The sequence below is a fragment of the Aneurinibacillus migulanus genome (genome assembly GCF_001274715.1).
Taxonomy (GTDB): Bacteria; Bacillota; Bacilli; order Aneurinibacillales; family Aneurinibacillaceae; genus Aneurinibacillus; species Aneurinibacillus migulanus.
This window is the reverse complement of the sequence record NZ_LGUG01000004.1, coordinates 4,062,374-4,081,410: the sequence shown is the minus strand read 5'-3', so window position 1 is coordinate 4,081,410 and position 19,037 is coordinate 4,062,374. Positions and strand designations below refer to the sequence as shown.

At 34.2% G+C, this 19,037-nt stretch carries 15 protein-coding genes and 2 pseudogenes; 9 read left to right on the top strand and 8 right to left on the bottom strand.

From position 1 onward, the window contains the following. The first annotated feature begins 282 nt into the window (after window positions 1–282). Window positions 283–1,209, top strand: coding sequence for a pectate lyase family protein (locus AF333_RS21350; RefSeq protein ID WP_043066858.1), 927 nt, complete (start codon window positions 283–285; stop codon window positions 1,207–1,209). 194 nt (window positions 1,210–1,403) lie between these two features. Further along, a pseudogene (locus AF333_RS37845) lies at window positions 1,404–2,227 on the top strand (transposase); the annotation flags it as partial. 726 nt (window positions 2,228–2,953) lie between these two features. Here AF333_RS37845 and AF333_RS37650 read toward each other — a convergent pair. Both AF333_RS37650 and AF333_RS21335 read right to left on the bottom strand, forming a co-directional pair. After that, a complete protein-coding gene (locus AF333_RS37650; RefSeq protein ID WP_139189199.1) occupies window positions 2,954–3,133 on the bottom strand; it encodes a transposase in 180 nt (59 codons plus the stop codon). 210 nt (window positions 3,134–3,343) lie between these two features. Next, a complete protein-coding gene (locus tag AF333_RS21335) occupies window positions 3,344–3,925 on the bottom strand; it encodes a transposase family protein (RefSeq protein WP_052812161.1) in 582 nt (193 codons plus the stop codon). 384 nt (window positions 3,926–4,309) lie between these two features. Between AF333_RS21335 and AF333_RS21330 the strand changes: the two genes are divergently transcribed. Next, window positions 4,310–4,639 (top strand): helix-turn-helix domain-containing protein, encoded by a 330-nt coding sequence (locus AF333_RS21330; protein WP_043066859.1) that lies wholly within the window; start codon window positions 4,310–4,312, stop codon window positions 4,637–4,639. Window positions 4,640–4,844: 205 nt separating this feature from the next. Here the strand turns inward: AF333_RS21330 and AF333_RS21325 are convergent, their stop codons facing one another. The 4 genes and pseudogenes from AF333_RS21325 to AF333_RS21310 all read right to left on the bottom strand — a co-directional run bounded on the left by AF333_RS21325 (window position 4,845) and on the right by AF333_RS21310 (window position 8,378). Beyond that, on the bottom strand, window positions 4,845–6,656 hold the full coding sequence (locus AF333_RS21325; protein ID WP_043066892.1) for an ABC transporter ATP-binding protein: 1,812 nt from the start codon (window positions 6,654–6,656) through the stop codon (window positions 4,845–4,847). A gap of 548 nt (window positions 6,657–7,204) precedes the next feature. Further along, window positions 7,205–7,450 (bottom strand): hypothetical protein, encoded by a 246-nt coding sequence (locus tag AF333_RS21320; protein WP_235496801.1) that lies wholly within the window; start codon window positions 7,448–7,450, stop codon window positions 7,205–7,207. A 28-nt stretch (window positions 7,451–7,478) separates the two neighbouring features. Continuing rightward, window positions 7,479–7,676, bottom strand: a pseudogene (locus AF333_RS21315) (helix-turn-helix domain-containing protein); the annotation flags it as partial. 51 nt (window positions 7,677–7,727) lie between these two features. Further along, window positions 7,728–8,378, bottom strand: a complete 651-nt coding sequence (locus AF333_RS21310; protein WP_052812163.1) for a YveK family protein — start codon at window positions 8,376–8,378, stop codon at window positions 7,728–7,730. Between the two features lie 1,135 nt (window positions 8,379–9,513). On the opposite strand from AF333_RS21310, the gene AF333_RS21305 reads away from it, so the two are divergent. Next, entirely contained in the window at window positions 9,514–10,716 is a 1,203-nt protein-coding gene (locus AF333_RS21305; protein ID WP_043066861.1) for an O-antigen ligase family protein, read from the top strand. A gap of 395 nt (window positions 10,717–11,111) precedes the next feature. Here AF333_RS21305 and AF333_RS21300 read toward each other — a convergent pair whose 3' ends face one another. Beyond that, window positions 11,112–11,354 (bottom strand): transposase, encoded by a 243-nt coding sequence (locus AF333_RS21300; RefSeq protein WP_052812164.1) that lies wholly within the window; start codon window positions 11,352–11,354, stop codon window positions 11,112–11,114. 395 nt (window positions 11,355–11,749) lie between these two features. Here AF333_RS21300 and AF333_RS21295 point away from each other — a divergent pair, with 395 nt between their 5' ends. Both AF333_RS21295 and galE read left to right on the top strand, forming a co-directional pair. Continuing rightward, window positions 11,750–12,841 (top strand): nucleotidyltransferase family protein, encoded by a 1,092-nt coding sequence (locus tag AF333_RS21295; RefSeq protein ID WP_052812165.1) that lies wholly within the window; start codon window positions 11,750–11,752, stop codon window positions 12,839–12,841. A gap of 225 nt (window positions 12,842–13,066) precedes the next feature. Continuing rightward, window positions 13,067–14,104: a UDP-glucose 4-epimerase GalE gene (gene galE, locus AF333_RS21290; protein ID WP_043066862.1), complete on the top strand. Its 1,038-nt coding sequence runs from the start codon at window positions 13,067–13,069 to the stop codon at window positions 14,102–14,104. Between the two features lie 170 nt (window positions 14,105–14,274). Here galE and AF333_RS37645 read toward each other — a convergent pair whose 3' ends face one another. Then, on the bottom strand, window positions 14,275–14,385 hold the full coding sequence (locus tag AF333_RS37645; RefSeq protein ID WP_074715445.1) for a transposase: 111 nt from the start codon (window positions 14,383–14,385) through the stop codon (window positions 14,275–14,277). 703 nt (window positions 14,386–15,088) lie between these two features. Here AF333_RS37645 and murJ point away from each other — a divergent pair. From murJ to AF333_RS21275, 3 genes are read left to right on the top strand one after another with little or no spacing between them, the layout of a single operon-like run. Beyond that, window positions 15,089–16,690, top strand: coding sequence for a murein biosynthesis integral membrane protein MurJ (gene murJ, locus AF333_RS21285; protein ID WP_043066863.1), 1,602 nt, complete (start codon window positions 15,089–15,091; stop codon window positions 16,688–16,690). Then, entirely contained in the window at window positions 16,659–17,735 is a 1,077-nt protein-coding gene (locus tag AF333_RS21280) for a glycosyltransferase (protein ID WP_052812166.1), read from the top strand. The genes murJ and AF333_RS21280 overlap by 32 nt, the downstream gene beginning before the upstream one ends. A 37-nt stretch (window positions 17,736–17,772) precedes the next feature. Beyond that, complete coding sequence (locus AF333_RS21275; RefSeq protein WP_043066864.1) at window positions 17,773–18,840, top strand: glycosyltransferase; 1,068 nt, start codon at window positions 17,773–17,775, stop codon at window positions 18,838–18,840. Window positions 18,841–19,037: the final 197 nt, after the last annotated feature.

Genomic DNA, 19,037 nt, shown 5'->3' with positions numbered 1-19,037 from the left:
GATGGACATGTAAAAAAGAAGAAGATAGGCCCTTGTTGTCAGTTTTTTGATATACCTATCTTGATCTATTTTTTTCATTGTCTATGGTATTCTCCTTTATAGTGAATTTGGACAGAAAACCATCTGTCCTTTCCATCAAAAAGGATTTCATATGAAAAAATGGAAATTTCACTCAAAATTTAATGCGATATTATTGACTGTTATCATAATATTTATAAAAATAACAGTGCAATTGATATGGTGTTTTTTAGACTAAATCCAATTAAGGGAGGTAATAAAGCAATGAAAAAATATTTATTTGTATTCATATCTCTGATCCTCACTTTGTTATTTGTTCAACAAAGTTACCCTAAGGCCAAAACGAAGAGTGCGTTTGACTTTAATGTCCTAGATTTCGGAACGCATAAAACAGATGTTACTTTACAAAAAGCGATTGATCATGCACAAAAAAATGGAGGTGGAATTGTCTATGTTCCAGCAGGATATTACTCGATTAACCGTACAGTTATTGTAAAACCAACAGTTTCTTTACAATTAAGTACTGCTGCAACTTTTAATATAACAAAAGATATCAATGGAATTGAATTAAAGAAAAACTCCAATATAAGCGGTGGAATGATTAGTGCTTGGGGATTAAATAAGTACACCAAATCTGCGATTTATATAGATGGAAGAGATAAACTTACCAGTGGTTCATTTTCTGCGAATATCTCAAATGTAAAACTAACATCACGAACAGGTGGAAATGGAATATTCCTCTATGCCCAAAAGGGAAATGATCATATCGGTTGGGTTCAGGTTGATAATATAAACATTCATGGGTTCGAAAAAGGGATCCATCTAAAAACAAACCCTGTTACCAGCCCGGATATGATATGGGTAGATGGTAATAATTTTAGTAATATTCTTATTAGTGATGCTGTATATGGCATATATTTGGATGGTCACAGATTTCTCCCATATGAAGTGGCAGGTAACATGTTTAACAATGTTCAAATTCAAAATACTGACCGAACAGAAATATCCATTTATATAAAAGGGAATTTGAATCAAATACAGGCAATGATTTGGGATGTTCGTCCAGGAAAAAAAGCAATTTATTTAGATACTGATTCCCGAGAAAATCAAATTAGATCCAATGTAAAGGTAACTGATCCTTCGGTTGTAGACCTGGGAGAAAATAATTTAATTTTACCTTTCCAAAAATAAAAAATGAGAAAAATGCTTATTCAAAGTGTAGAGAAATTCAGAAATTTCTTTGCACCTTTTTTATAATGAGCGTTTTGCATAATTTTCGCTCTTATAGCCGCAAGGCTTTTTTAGTCACAAAAAAGGATTTCACCCCAACTTGTAGAAGAATACAGGTGACCGAACCCATTCCACTAACGAAGAGGAAGTCCACTGTGTATATTCTACAAGAAACCCTATTTTCCTTTGAAGAATGGTTAAAACTTGAATCAAAGAGTGGTTAGACCCCTTTTTCTCTTCTTTGGACTTATGTCCATATGCAAGAAAGTTGAAAAGCCGTACCCCACAAGGAGCACCAGGATATTATCGTGAAGCGATTCTGCGGGCGTTTCTTACTGCACCTATGGAGGGAATTTCAACATTTACAAAGCTACATCGTCGTTTACAGACCGACCTGCGCTTTCGTTACCAATGTGGCTTTCGACTTGATCAAGATGCCCCCTCCATTTCTACACTAAGTTGTATGTTTACAGATATGGTAGAAAAACAAATTGCTGAGTAATTATTTCAGGACCTCGTATCTTCTTGTCAGGCCAACGGCCTGATAAATATGAAGCATCTTGCTATTGATAGCACAGCGACTGACGCCTATGAACGGAAACAACCAAAGAAGAAATCGGAAACCACAGGAAATGCCACCTGGGGTGCCAAGTTCGATACGTATGACAACAAAAATAAAATTCATCTTGCCGGTGATACGGAAAGTGAGCTCCCTATTGCTGCAGACGTCACACCTGCTCATGTAAATGATGGCAACATGGGGCCTACTTTGATGAGTAAAGCAGCTGAAGCTTCAAATACCAACATGAAGTTTGTCATGATGGATGCAGGCTATGATCAGTTAAAGAATGATCAAGTTGCTCACAAACTAAAGGCACAAGCGATTATTCCACTCAATGTACGTAATGAAAAAGAGCCACCAACAGGATTTTCGACTAACGGAACATCACGTCGCTCCATGGGTTTTAACATGGCGTATTAATTCTGTCCGTATGTCCTTAAACAGGGCTTCGCTTGAAAGTAACTTAAAAAAATGAAACGGAATCAATCTTAGTATACGTTTTTGCTTTTTCACCTTTGGTGAAAATTTCTATTTTGCAAAACGCTTAATTAAAAATGCTCGATGATATATATGTTATATATAGTTTTATGCTACACTATATATGTGGTAAAATATACCATGAAACATGCCCGATTTTGTGTCTACGATGTTAACTATCATATTGTTTGGTCTGTAAAATATTGAAGTCTTGTCTGTTTTATATTCCGGTTATCTTCACCTTTGATACATGATATAATTTACATGATAAACTGGGTTAGTAGGGATGGCAACTTTTAATTTTAATTAATAGTCAACAGTCAACCTTATCCACATAAAATTCCCAATGTTGCTAACAAGGTGGTAATTTTTCAGAAATTCTTATTCCTAAAAATATAATACAACAAAGTTGTCTTTAATCTTTGTTGTATTGTAAAATATTTAGGTGAAGACTTAAATTATTCATTAGAATAGGGCGTGCATTTTTTAGGTTATATTTATTTGAATATAGTCATTTCATGAGGCAATATAGAGTTTTATTGAATTCATCAGTTAATGTAAGTAACGGTGGTAAAATGGTTCTTCCTCACTTTTGGTGAAAATTCAACAACGTAGGTGTGTATTTAAACGTTTTAAAATTTATAAAGTACCCGCTGACGAAGAAGGTCAAGGTTCGCTCGTCCATACCATTAATCGTCTTAATGTTTTTAAACAGTTAATGTGTCCTTCGATAAGTCCGTTGCTCCATTGGTATTGTAGAGCATGAAAAATCGCCAAATAATCTTTTTTAATTCCTTTTGCTAGCTGATTAATTTCAGGAAAATTGCTTTTTTGTGCTTCTACTATTCATCGATGAAATTCATCACTTTGCTGCTCTTGAGTGATTTTTCGATAACGCTGAATGAATGTGTAGAATGGTTCTAAAAATGGGAAGCACTGAAGAGCCTGCTTACGCTCTTCATTTTGTTACTTTGTTAGCTTTTCTGAAAACTCTCATCCATAATAAGCCAGTTGGAAGAGTGAGATATACTTCTTTGGCGATGATAATATGACTTCTTACTTTATGTTTCGACGAAAGCAAGCAACATAGTCAGATAGAATTGTTATAGAGCCTCGGTATCCTTCTTGTTTTATTGTCTCAAAGATTTCTGTTATCGTTTTTCCTTTACAACAGAGGTGCTGAGTCGTCTGTTTATAAGGAGTAAGAACGTTTTCTCTACGACGGCGTTGTCTGATAGGTGGTTCTTTTAATTTCAAATATTTTCGGAGTGTCTTAGGGTCAAGCTTTGTCTGTTTAGAAATAAACGAGATAGAAAGTCCTTTTTGTCGCATGGCCTGCACCCGAAGAATCAATTCCCATTTTTCCTTTTGGCGTTCGGTAAAAATCTTTCTTCTACAACCCACATAATCACAGAAAAATTTCGGAACAATTAGGGGAAAATGTACAGTATATCCAGTAAGAGGTAAATCTTTGGTTGAACGTACATACTGACTATGAATGCGAGAAGAAGGAGTTCCACACATTGGGCAATTACTCATCCTTTTCTTAGATACTAACTCCAGGAAAATCTGTTTATCTTTATGGGTGGTCTTTTTCATGTGCCAATAAGACGGAAATAAGGTAGAAAGAATTGTCATCGTAAGCCTCTCCTTAAAAAAAGTGCAATTTTTCCTTACCCGATATGAAGAAGCTTCACCAAAAGTGCGGGAGAACCAATTTGAAAACGGTATTGACAGTTAGTCCAGACTTTCCCTTTTTAGTTTGAGCACGTATGATTATGATTCATTGGTGCTTGTTTTAAAACTGCTAAACTGAGTATACTTTAGCCATTATTTCAATTTTTGTTCCTTAATTAAGTACATAATTGTTTTTTCGTGAGGAACAACAACAATTCAATAACATCAAAATCAGTTTTGTACAATACTAAAGGTAACTATAAAAAATCAAATAAATTTTATGTGGCTAGGTATACTAAATTGATAATATATCCTGATTTTAGACTTCTGAAAAGGATGATTCACTTGCTTGGTAAACGTATTAAACAGTTACGGACAGAACAAAAAGTCTCTTTATCTGAACTTGCAGAACGTGCAGGTGTTGCTAAGTCTTATCTAAGTGCCATTGAACGTGATATTAAAACAAATCCTTCTATCCAGTTTTTAGAAAAAATCGCTTCGGTTTTACATACTTCTGTCGAGAACTTAATCCATCCAGAAAATGAACAAACGGGGGAAATGGATCCGGAGTGGAGGGAATTGGTTAAGGAAGCGATGGAATCGGGAGTGAGTAAACAACAATTTCGTGAATTTCTTGAATTTCAAATATGGAAAGCTAGTCAGGATGATAAATGATTATTAGGGTTGTCCTGGCAAAACCTCTTTTCTGTCATATAATTGTTTTACCAAGACAAATCGAGTAAATTATAAATATATACAAATTTTAAATGAAAAGTTGGTTTAATAGATAGAAGGTTTGTAAAGAAAATAGTTAAACGGTATCTTTATTTTATTTGCTTTTTCATGACTGCTCCCTCATAAATATAGTGATAATTGTTAATTAAGGTGATGTTCCAATATTATGGGGCAATATTTTGTCCTGAAATTGCAAATGAAACAAGCGAGCATATAAATCGTTATGTTTTAGTAAGTAATTATGCCTTCCTTGAGCAACAATTTGTCCTTTATCCATAACGATGATACAGTCTGCATTCTTTATTGTAGATAATCGATGTGCGATAACAAATGTAGTTCTTGATTCCATTAAACGGTCTAAGGATTCCTGTATAATATATTCAGATTCGTTGTCCAATGCTGATGTAGCCTCATCAAGCAATAGGATAGAACTGTTCTTAAGTATTGCTCTGGCTATAGAAATTCGTTGTTTTTGGCCTCCGGATAATTTGACTCCTCGTTCTCCAATTTCAGTGTCGTACTTATCGGGCAAAGACATGATAAAATCATGGGCATTAGCTATTTTAGCTGCTTTTATCAATTCTTCCTCAGTTGTATTTGCTCTCCCGTATAATAGATTTTCACGAATTGTTCCTGAAAAAAGGTAGCTTTCCTGAGGAACATAGGCTATGGAGCTTCGGAGCGCTGAGGGGCTAAGTGTTTTAATTGATTGAGAGTCCAAATGGATACTTCCGGCAGTAGGTTGATATAATCCCAAAAACAGCTTAAACAACGTACTTTTTCCTGCGCCGCTTGGTCCAACAAGTGCGATTATTTTTCCTGCTGGGATGGACAAATTGAAATTCTCTATTACATTTTTTTCGCCATCATAACTAAAGCATAAATTCCTAAAGTGAATGGAGTGCACATCCTCTTTATGAGGAATATACTCAGGTAAATTTCTTGTTTCTCCAGGAGAATCGAGTATTTGCAAGACCCTATCCCAAGCGGATACAGATTGTTGAAAACTGATCCATGTACTTACCATTCCTGTAAAAGGATAAATCAGATAGTGCATAAGACTAACAAAAGCCAACAGGGAACCGATGCTTAATACCCCCTTGGCTACTAAAAAGGCTCCCAACCCAAGATTGAGAAGGTAGGCGATGGCACCGGCTGATGATGACCCAGCTCGCATAATGCTGGATAATTTGGCTTGTTTTAATTGAAGTGATAATACATTGTTACTTTGTCCAATAAATTTTTTAAGGAACACTTGTTCAAGGATAAATGAACGAACGATTTCATGGCCAGAAAGAGTATCATTTAGAAAACTATTGACTTTAGCCAGCTCATCATAGATATCCCGGCTGATTTTCTTCAATAGGAAACCGAAAAATCCACCTATCAATAAGAAAGCGGGGCCAATAAGCAAACAAACCACTGATAGTTGCCAGTTTACTTTTAAAAGGTAAATGAATACAGCAACTGCAGTAATAGGGAGTTTAAACATTTGTAATAAATTGTTTCCAACTAGCCCAGCCACGTTATTAATATCACTTGTCAGGCGGGAAAGTAAATCTCCAGAATGATATTTTAGGAACTTAGGGGTGGGCAAGCCTAATATCTTTTCAAATAAATTGATCCTTAAGTCTCTTGTTACCTTACTAATTGCAATCGATGAGAGGTAACTATTCATATAAATGACTGAACAAACGAAGAGAATGAGAATAATTCCAATCAGGAGTAGATGTTCAAGTTGTTGTATGTTCTTGTTAACAGCTGCATCGGTAACTAATTTTAGAAATGTAGCCATCCCAATGGTCATGCCTAAATCTGCAAATAAAAGGATAACCAATCCTGTATAAATTTTCCAATGTGGTTTTATATAGGGGAGGATTTTTATTAAAGGTTCTTTTATATTCGTAGAAAAATTTTCTTTGGTTAAAGATCGGAATATTTTTTTTAGATTATACATGTTTTTTTCCTCGCTCCAGATTCTGAATTGGTTTTTTAATGTCAAGTATTTCTTCATAAATCTAGATAGGGTAGGAAAAAACTGAATCGACATTCCCCACAATTGTGCGGACCAACTGTACAGTTTAAGTTGGGTGTGTATCAGCTTACCTATTAATTGTTTTTGTTCTACGAGTTCATTAGGAAAAGCATTAGTGTCCCCCTTAAATATATAGTAGAGCTTATTATTTTGGAAAAAGGGGCTCTCCAACCAATGCTCGACCCCTCTAAAAAGTTAACATATCCGTTTCTGTGGTAACTTCATTGATTTGATATTTCTCTTGGATATGTTTTATCACAGAATCGAATGGTAGGCTTAACTAAATTGATGTTACAACTGCGTTTATAGATCCGTAATAGTCCATTTGTTACCTAACTCAGCCGCTTCCGCAATATCAATATATTGATATTGCTTGCTTATAATATCATTCTCAGAAACCATTATTTTTTAAAAATATAAATGTTCATTCTCTTATATTTTTAACTTTTAGATAATAATCCTAATATTCTTTAACCCAACTTTTTTATAATAGGGGATTTTCCTATATTATGTAAATATAGAAAAGCATTGATCATGGCGCGTGTTTGCTTAATTTGTGTAAGATCACTTCGAAATGAACCAACATCGGAAATCAAATCATCTAAAATTTTAAACGCGGCAGTAGCTACATCATCAATATTAGGTTGGTTAAGCAATTGCAAAAATTCCTGAAAAAACTTATCATAAGCTAAATCTTTTATTTCCATTACTATCATTTCCTTTACATAATACTAGAATATATTACTCTCTTACTTGCAATAAAATTTGAATTTCCACTTGTAATACTGATGAGATTTTTTCTAAAAAAGTTATAGAAGGATTAGACTGAACACCGCGTTCAATTGAGCTTAAATATGATTTTGCTACCCCAGCTTGTTCAGCTAAAGCGGATAATGAGATTCCCTTCTCTTCTCGGAGTTCTTTTATTCTTTTACCAATCATTGGTACCCTCCCCGTCTCAAGTATTGAATTATAAATTCATGAAAAAGAGTTTTAGAACGTATTTGGAAACTGTCCTGCTTCATTTATTTTATTTTTTCCTTTTCTAAAGAACTCTAAAATAAACAAACTAGCGGTGGAAATAAATAAACTAATAACAAAAGCGACAGCCATGTTCATTAGTGGTTTTGGTGAAATAGGAGGCATTGTTTTATCAGCTTTTGCTTCAGTTAATATTTTTACATTATGAACATTCATTACTATTGAAATTTCTTCTATAAAGGCTTTTGCTATACCATTAGCCAATTTAACTGCCATTTCTGGATCAGGATCCGTAACAGATATAGAGATGATTTGAGAGTTTGTTATAGGATTGACAATAATTTTATCGTTTAGCTGATTAGCTGATAAATTTAGGTTTAAATTTTTAATTACCCTATTTAATACCCCGGGGTTTTGAATAATGATAGAGTAGGTATCGATTAATTTTAAACTGGTTTGAATATCATTGAAAGTCATCTCCGTTCCTTCTTTTTCTTTTGAAATAACCAAAAGTTGAGTGGAAACAGCATAGATGGGGGTCATATATTTGTAACTTACATATCCGCTGACAGATACGAAAATAATGGGAATAAGTAACACAATCCATATTCTTTTTCGTACAATCTCAAATAGTTCATCAAATGTAATACTGTTTTTTCTCATTTCTAAGTAACTCCTTTAATTAAAAATATACCAATTTTTTGAAGAGCTAATGGTTAAATTATCCATTCTTTAAAATAACTTAATTTGTTTTGTTTCTCTAAAGAGAACAAAACAGCTACCGTTCTCTTTAGAGAACCAGATGGAATCAGTATATCTTTCCTAGTATTAAATTAAAAATCCCATATTAACCTATATCACAACAAGAACTCGGTTTTTGTTACTTTTTTTAGTTATTTCTTCTATTTACTCTTGTTATCTTGATAAGTAAATGAATATGCTTCATAATTCTTCATTAAAAATAGGGTTTTTGCAGGGATGATCAAAGGTGTAGCGTATAATTGTAAGTAAAAATTGAGGAGGTACTATATTTTTTGTTCTTGAAATCCTTGTGGTTGTAAGACTTTGAATTATGAAATTGATTTAAATATCTAAAAATGTATTTTTGTTCACTATAAAGAACTTTTTTGTTGATAGGTCTTTTTTTTTTGATGATTTGGTTATATACTCAGGGTGTAATTCTCTAAAAAGAACAAAACATTTTAATTACAGGTGATACCTACAACACCTTTATCAATATAGGTACTCGATCATGCTGTGGGAGAAATTGTGAAACTCCTTAGATATAAATTATCAATGGTGTGATGTGAGGGTGGGTTAGATGCCCTTTTAGTAATTTTCCCCAAAAATAAAAAGTATGTAAATCGTTAAAAAACTATAAATAATTTATGGGTGCAGAGAGTATGTATAACCATTACACCATAATGGTTATGTTTATTGTTCTTATGCCCCTTCTTGACACGGTATTCCCAAAATCTTTCGAAGAAAATAGAATTGAAATTTGTACAATTTTTAACTTTAGATAGGGAGCCCTATTAATTAATTTAAAGTCTTTATTCGTAAATATTTATTGGAGTATAAATTGTTTTATATCGGCTAACTACTTTATTTGTTTAGTACTTGTTTCTATTTTTTCTCCTCTTTGTATGAGGCGAGAAAAAATGTTCGAAGCTAGTTTAATACTCGAGGGATCCTACTTATGTGTTTTAATACTGTTTTAACATGGATAAAATAGTTCCTTCCATGCAATTTTATTACAAGTTATAAAAATTTAAGTAAATAAAATGGGGAAATATTTATGGAAAAATTTATATACATTTTTCTTTGGTTTTTTGTATTTTCAATCCCCTGGGATGAATCAGTTCACTTATTCGGTAACGGCACATTAAATAAATTTATTGGCCTTGTGTTTGGATTAGTTTCTCTTTTATTAATTCTTAGACGAAGAGAAATTAGTCGCCCTGGAGTATTTCTAGTACTATTTTCGGTGTATGTAGCTTGGGGATTTGTTACTTATTTTTGGACTGTGAGTTCCCCCCTGACAATTGCTCGGCTTATTACAGATGTACAACTCCTTCTTATGTGCTGGTTGTTCGCAGAAATTGGATATACTCCTAGAAGGAGGGCTTTTCTTCTTGATGCTTATGTTTTAGGTACTTTAGTATCTGTAATCAATTTAATCTATAATTATTCTCAAAACAATGGAATGGGAGAATATAATACTAGATTTACAGCAGTGGGTATGGATCCAAATGAATTAGGATTAACTATAGCGATTAGTATACCAATTGCATGGCATCTATCTATCAGATACAAAAAGTCAATATTAAGTTGGATTTACCAATCTTATATTTTTTGCGCTTTATTTGCAATTCTTTTGACAGCTTCAAGATCTGGACTAATCGAAGCGAGCATTGGTTTAGTATTCATTCTTTTTACTTTAAAAAAGATGGACAAACTAAGAATTTGCATTTTTATAATTGTCTTTGCTTACTTAACCATATACTCACTTTCGAGTGTCCCTGAGGTTATATTTGAACGGTTGGGTACAATTGGACAACAGGTATCTACCGGTGATTTGAATGATCGAACGACAATTTGGGCAGCTGGAATTAAAGCTTTTGAGGACAACCCAATTTTCGGATATGGTGCAGGAGCATACCCTATAGAAGTGCAAAAGTTTTTAGGTTACTCAATGTTGGCTCATAACTCTTATATTTCTGTTTTAGTTGAACGTGGCTTAATCGGTTTGTGTGTTTATATTTCTATAATTTTACTATCAATTTGGCGGTGTTTACAATTTTCTTCAACAGTAAAATTGCTTTGGTTATCTGTTTTGACCATTTTTTTATTGGGGACTTCAGGTCTTACATGGGAATATAATAAGATTACTTGGTTTATATTTGCAATGTTAGGACAATGGGAATACGGAAGGAGAGAATCGCTAAGACCGAATCAAGTCGGACTAAAACATAATAATGTACATCCAATTTTGGAGTAAAAGAATGTTGGTTGGTTAGCTTCAATAAATTTGTATAAGTGAGTAGGATATTCATCGGAAGGTGGACACAAATCAATCCCTTGGAGCCCAAGAGGAGTATACATAATGTTCAGTCTATTATAAGCTGAAAAACGAGGGGCTACCAAACTCCTTGAGTTTACGGAGTGACCGTTGTTCCTGTAGATCCTCTATAGTTAGGTAAACGATTTTCTCTGTTGCTTTCAGGCTGGATAGACTATTTATGGGTTTTACACAATTGCGTATTTTTTTATTGGTTCGTTTGATCGAATTCGTTGTGTAAATCACACTGTATATTATAGAAGGATACAATAGAAAGTCAGGAGAGCAGACATGTCTTGCTCCCAGTGAGCCACTTTCCTTGGGTATTTCTTGGCCTATTTTTCTTGAAACGCCTGAAACTGCGTAAGGGCAGCTTTCTGGGTAAAAGAGCAATAAATTACCTTCAAGTCCTCTGCAGCTTCATACTGCTCGTTCTTTCGAACCTTGTTTAACGTATTACGCACTTTGTGAATGACATAGCTATCAGCTTTTGGGTAGACATCAAGAAACGCCTCTTCGACGTCAGCCAACCCGTCGTTGATACGGAGAAACATGCCCTCACGGTCGCGAGAAACCACCGAAAGTTCTCGTAGCATGTAGCCAGAGATCGTTGGTAATAACCGTTTCTACTGTCTGAAATGTCTGGTTGTTCTAGCTGTAGGGGATTCGTAAGTTCTTCCTGTATAATGAGATCAAGCCTTTCTTTCACAAAGTTTTGTCAAAGATCTTTCCTAGGTGATAATTCCATGTATCGGATAACATAAGTAGGGTAATCTCCTCTCTTTTTATGAAATTTAGATAATTTCGAGGATACCCTATTTTTTTATTACCTAGAAAACACTAAATTTTGGTTAAATCGCCCTACACAAAATATTTTACGCCATCGTTGGTTGAAAATTAAAACATTAATATTAATTATGCTATTTTATGGAACTAATTAGAATAGTAATAACTTTAAATGTGGGTGAATTTAATGATTGATTTATTGCAATTATTATATAAAAAAAATGCATCAAAAGTGGATTTTGATAAAATTCCAAACATGAATTTGAACGATATTGAACTTTTTTCAATCGCACCTCAAATCTATTTTTTATTAAAAAAGAATAATTTATTTAATGACATTTCTCTACAATCTAAAAAGTCGATTAAAGAACAATATAAAAGACGTTTTTTTCAAAATTTGGTTGTTAAACAAGAAACTGATAAAGCTCTTTCTGCCTTTGAGGAATATAAATTAAAGGTTATTCCGCTTAAAGGCACCTTGTTCGCTGAAACGTATTTTGGTCATTTTTCAGCTCGAGTGACATCGGATATTGATTTGTTGGTTCACCCCAATGATATTGAAAAGGCAAAAGAATTAATAATAAAGATTGGTTACGTGCCGAATGAAATAGAAACGGATCATTTCCATATATGTTTTAAGAAAAAATTGACTGATTCTATGTTTATTAGCTTAGAATTGCATTGGAATTTAATGAAGGAAAACACTTCAGATATAAACATTGAAACTTTCTGGTTCAATGCAATTCCCCTAGAAAACTACCAATTTGTTAAGATGTTTTCTATACAGCATACTTTCTATTTTATTTGTCTCCATGGAGCGAGACATAGGATGCAAGAAGTTAAATACTTGTTAGATATTGTTCAAATGCTTTTTTACTTTGGGAATTATATTGATTATATAGAACTCTTTAAACAAGCTAAACAAGACAGGACACTAAAAAAATTGATTATGGCTCTATCTGTTGTCTATAGACAATTTCCAGATTTGTACACTATTAAACCTTTTCACCCCAATGTACTTAGCATGATTTGGAGCTATAAAGAAATGCGAAAGATTGCCATAGGAGATATTCATTCTGTTTACAATCATATTTATGAATTTGTTTTCAAAGTTACTCTTAATGATACATGGAATCATCGAGTGATTTCTTTAAAAGAATGGTTTTTTCCTGAGCTTAAAGATAATTCATTATTTTCCAAGTATATTTTTTATTTGGTTCGTCGTCGCATAAATACATTTAGGAAGTTGTTTAGTAGGAAAACGGGCAACAACATATAATCAAAAGGAAGGTGATTAGGTTTAATAGACTAAAAATGATGGGTAACTAGTTATTCCGAACATAGAATTCACGTGTACTTATAGTAAAGTCTATGTTCACAAATTATCGACAATCTACAACAATTTCTTTAACTGTCCAGAATTAATTAACAATAAGGATAGATAAATAAAATTTATAAACTTTATTTATGAATATCAATATTAATCTATTGGAGGCGTACAATAATGACTATATTGGTAACTGGTGCAGCAGGTTATATTGGGAGTCATACATGTGTAGAACTACTCAATACTGGATATGACATTGTTGTAATAGACAATTTTTCTAATAGTAAACCTGAATCTTTAAAGCGAGTTAAAGAAATTACTGGCAAGGAGTTCAAAGTCTATACTGTTAATCTTTTAAACCGAAAAAAATTAGAAAAAATATTTGAGGAAAATAGGATAGAGGCGGTAATCCATTTTGCTGGACTTAAGGCTGTGGGCGAATCAACAAAAATACCAATCAAATATTATCACAATAACATTACAGGTACCCTTAACCTGTGTGAAGTTATGTCAAAATATAAGGTAAAGAAAATGGTGTTTAGTTCATCGGCTACAGTATACGGTATACCGAAAACGGTGCCCATTTCAGAAGATTTCCCGCTTAATGTCACTAATCCTTACGGTCGCACTAAGCTCATGATTGAGGACATTATGCGTGATATATATAAATCTGATAATGACTGGAGCATTGCTCTTTTGCGTTATTTCAATCCTATTGGAGCACACTGGAGTGCTCGTATTGGAGAGGATCCAAACGGTGTCCCTAACAATCTGATGCCGTATATTACACAGATAGCAGTTGGTAAACTTAAAGAACTTAAAATCTTTGGTGATGACTATCCGACAACTGACGGAACAGGTATAAGAGATTATATCCATGTAGTAGACCTAGCACTGGGACACTTGAAGGCGCTTGAAAAGGTGCTATCAACAATGGGTGTGGATGCGTATAATCTTGGTACAGGAAGAGGATATACGGTACTAGAGATGGTAAGGGCCTTTGAAAAAGCCTCCGGTAAAAAGATTCCCTATACTGTGGTTAATCGAAGACCTGGTGATGTAGCAATTTGTTTTGCGGATCCCTCAAAGGCAAAACAAGATTTAGGATGGGTTGCTTCGAGAGGAATCGAAGAAATGTGTCTAGATTCATGGCGCTGGCAGTCTAATAATCCTGATGGTTATGAGGACTCGTCCAAAGTAATTGCGACCCTCTAAGTTTACCAAATTATATAAATCTTGTCTGATCCCTTAACGTATACAGCCGATATGCTTTAAAACTCTTCAGGATCAGAGTGTATAAATAGAAGAAACTTTTGTACTGCTTGTTCAATGTCCGATTGATTTTTATGAAATACATTGGAAATGATAGAGCCTTTTAGCCAACGTCAGAGTTTTTCAATCGCATTGAGTTGCGATGAATCCGGTGGCAAAAACAACAAATATAGTTGATGGCGATGTTTTTCCAAAAAAGTGCGAAGTAGTTTAGCTCGGTGGATGCGAGCATATCTACGATCATAATTACGAATTTATCAGCATGTTGAGTAACCACTTATCCAAGATTCAACCGGTTTATTCCCTTTTATTGCAGGTGTACTTTCTTGTATAACACACTTCACTTCTTCTTACTCATGCGTAGACAAAAAGGTGGGATTTCCCGGGGGAAATCCCACCTTTTTGAAACAATTTGGCATAGGTAGAGACGGATTGATGGCAAATTCCTACGATCTGAGCGAATTCAAGATATATCTAATACCGCTCCTTTTTCTTATTCGTAGGGATCAGTATTACCAGAAATCGCTATGTTAAAAATTTAGTCAATGTCTAATAGATGTTTATGGTATACAAACGAGTAAATACCTAATTAATTATCAATAGCAGGATTTTTTATTGGATATGGAACATTTTAGAATAATAAATTCTGTTTTGTTTAATTTTATACTTTTCATGATAAATGAACTCAAGGTTTGAATTGGTTAAAACAATTTTATAAGCGACATAAATTGCAAAAAATTTAAGAAGAAAGAGAAGTTTAATGATCTATGAATAACCTTTCTTGAAATAAATGTACTTTTCATCAGGCAACTATTCACAATACATTCATCCTGTAAAAAAGTTAAATACTCATATTTGCTGATTATTATGAAAAAACGAATCGATAATTTATTAAGTAGGTCTCCGATCCTAAGGTGAAAAGTTAGGGTGATTTTTTTGAAGGATACTCTTTTTAAGGTCACTACCATTATTTTTGTGGTAGTGGTACTAAGTAAGATTTTAGGTTTTGTTCGTGAAATTTTTATCGCCCACCTGTTTGGGGCCAATAAATTTGTGGATGCCTTTTTTATCTCACAAACCATTCCTAGTGTGTTGTTTGCTGCTGCAGGAGCATCGTTTGGAACTGCACTCATCCCTTTACTTTCTGTGGTTCTAGAGGAAAGGGGGAGAAGTGAGATTATGGCTAAGGTTAATAACCTACTATTGGTATACTTTTTAGTTTTATCCATAGTAACGCTTATAGGAGTTCAACTAGCCCCTTATTTAAACATGGTTATAGCCCCTGGATTTGATAAAGAAACATTAAATCTTTCTACCAGACTGACACAAGTTAGTTTTCCTATGATTATCTTTCTCGGACTGAGTTATGTACTCACCGCGATTCTTCAGGTACTGGGAAAGTTCTATTGGTCTAGTTTAACAGGCATTGCATATAACTTGGTTCTAATCGTACTTCTTGTATATTTTGGAAGTGACTTTGGTGTCTGGGGGCTAACAATCTTTACACTTAGTGCTATCGCTGCCCAGATGATTATCCAGATACCACCACTCATCTATTTGGGATGGAAACCAGGACTACGAGTAAATTTTCGCGAACCTTTATTTAAAAAAGCTCTCTTACTTTGCTTTCCAATTATGATTGGGTCTACTATTGATCAGATTAATATCGTGGTCGATAGGATGATGGCCTCGGGATTAGAGGAAGGAAGTGTTTCGGCTCTTAATTACGCGAGTAAGGTGTTTGGGTTATTTACAGGCCTGTTTAGTTCATCTATCACGGTTGTGACCTACACCGTCTTTTCACGATATGTTTCCGAAAAAAATTATGAAAGTTTACGAACGCACTTTTATAGAACCGTTCTGATGGTTTGTCTACTTGTTATTCCACTCTCGGCTATCCTAGTTATTTTAGCAAGACCCGTAATTGAGATTGTATTTGAACGAGGAAGCTTTTCTCATGCCGACACTCTTTTAACAGCAACAGCTTTTCTTTTTTTTGTTATAGGGCTGATTGGGTTTTGTCTGCGTGAAATTACGACTCGTTGCTTCTATGCATTGAATGATAGTAAAACTCCTATGGTAAACGGAATATTAGCTGTTGTCTTTAATATCATTTTAAATCTTATTCTAGTTAGATGGATGGGTATAGGGGGATTAGCACTTTCTTCTTCACTTGCGCTTATTTTGACATCTATTCTCATGCTCTACCAAATGAAAAAGATAATAGGTGGTTCACAGGAATTTAGTCTTAGTGATTTAATGAAGTTTTTTGCCTCAGTGTCTTTAATGAGTGTTGTCGTCTACTTCCTATTTGAAAAAAGTTCATATTTATATGAATCCATGGACATTGTAGTGAAATTTATTATTATTGCTGTGCTTATAATTTCCGGGATATCGTTATATATTTTTTTAATGTATATATTCAAGGTTCAAATGTTTCGGGTGATGGTACATACAGTAATTATGAAATTTTTTAATAAAAATGGGGGAGAGAGTGATGACAAGAAAAAATATTCTTATTGTGATTGATAGACTAAAGGAATCAGGCATGGAAGTCCTTGCTGTAAATTTGGCTTGCTCTTTAAGTGAGAAGCATAATGTTATTGTGGTCGCTACTAGAGAAGGCGGTAACCTTGAAAAAGAATTACAGGAGCATGGCGTACCATATTATATTCTCAGACGAAGGGGGATGCGAGAAACTTACAAAATTATAAAAATGTTTGGTTATATAAGGAGGCACAATATAGATATTATTTATTCACATAATGCTGGTTCCTCTTTTTGGGGAGGTCTTTTCGCTTTTCTTACCGGAAAGAAGGCAATTTCTCATATCCATGGTCTCGCTTATAACAATAGTTTAAAAGAGAAATTTGTGTGCAGAATTGTAAGTGTATTTTCTAAAAAAATTATGTTCATTTCAAAGAATGAAATGTCTAAATTTAATTTATATGTACCGGTGAAGCGTAATAAACTGACCATTGTATATAATGGAATTATTTTCAATGAAACTACGAAAAAAAAATCAGAAGAAAAGCCAAATATACCCAAGAGGGTAGGGATTGTTGCAGCTCTTCGTAAAGAGAAAAAGCATGAATTATTCCTTGAGGCTGCCAAGAAAATTTTAGAAAGGATTCCCGATATTGAGTTTGTTGTTGTAGGGGACGGAGTAAGGAAGAAAGGGTTAATAGAGATGGCAGACAGATTAGGGATTACGAAAAATGTAATTTTTACTGGTTTTCAGGAAGATGTATCGAACTGGATGACTACCTTTGATGTAGGAGTTTTATGTTCGGAAAGAGAGGGGGTACCGTTAGTACTGTTGGAATATCTAGCGTGCAGGATACCGACTGTTTGCACAAACGTAGGGGGGATACCAGAAGTCATCACTCACAATGAAAACGGATTGTTAATTGAGTCAGGAAATGCAGATGACCTAGCTACGTCTATTACAATGTTGCTGCAGAATCGAAAGTTGGCCGAAAAGCTATCAGACAATGGATATAAAACTGTATTAAAGAAATTTAGTTTTGAAAATATGCTGCGACAGACTGAAACGATTCTATTAGACTGCTAGCAAAACTACCAAGGAAATTCTAGAATGGGGGATAGAAGTGAAATTATGTTTGATAGGCGACGCTAAAAATATTCATATTCGAAGAAGAGCGGAATTTTTTGCGAGAGTTGGTTATGACGTACACGTTATCAGCTTTTCCAATTATGATATTCCAAAAACCAAAGTTCATCTTCTACATTCTGTTTTACCTATGAAATTAAAATATTTTGGAGTTATTTTTTCTGCACTGAATAGAATAGATTGTATTCAGCCTGATGTTATTGATGTGCATTATCTAACAGGTTTTGGTTTTATTGGAAGTTTTATTCCTAAGAAATACCCAGTAGTGGCAACTGCTTGGGGGTCCGATGTGCTGGTTTCAACATACCGTTCTTTTTTCTTAAAACATGTTGTGCAGAGAATATCGACACGGGCAGATAAAATTATTTCTGTTTCCAAACAGATTACCCAGAGACTCAAGGAGCTGGATGTAGACGAGAAAAAGATAGAAACATTCCCGATGGGGGTTGATTTGCAGAAGTTTCAATGTCAAAAGTTTTTTACTAAACAAGAAAAGAAGCTTCCTTTTACCGTTATTAGCACACGCTGGTTAGAACCTATCTATAATATCGGACTTTTAATTGATGCAATTGCGCTTGTGGTAGAAAAAAATAAAAACTTTCATTTTATTATTGTAGGGGATGGAAGTCTACGTAGTAAGTATGAACAATTGATAGGAGAAAAAAAAATTAAGGAATATGTTACTTTCACCGGGAAGGTTGATCATACGCAACTGATTAAGCTTCTGGCAGATGCTGACGTCTATGTTACGACATCCTTATCAGATGGGACATCAGAATCTCTACTAGAAGCAATGGCCAGTGGATTATTTCCGATTGCGACTAATATTCCTGCAAATTCAAGCTGGATTAGACATGGTGAGAATGGGGTACTGATCCCAATTAACGACCCACATAAACTTGCAGAATATTTCTTGATTGCTTATGAAGATGAAAAGTTAAGAAAAAGGGCAGTAGAGGAAAACCTTAAAATCATCGTGGAAAAGGGGAATTTGCATAAAAACATGGACAGGCTGTCCGGTATCTACGAAAGCCTTGTGAGATAGCCAAACTCCTTTACATTTACATTGAAATTAGATCTAAATGGTGAAATATCCTTTTACTTTTCTTTTGAATCTTGGTTGGATAGAGATTGATAAATTTTTAAGATGTATTTAAACAAAAAGGTATATTGGTGTTTTATGACAAATGCAAGAACAGACCCCTCAAAGCGAGCGAGTCGGTCCCATAGATTTTTAGCCGG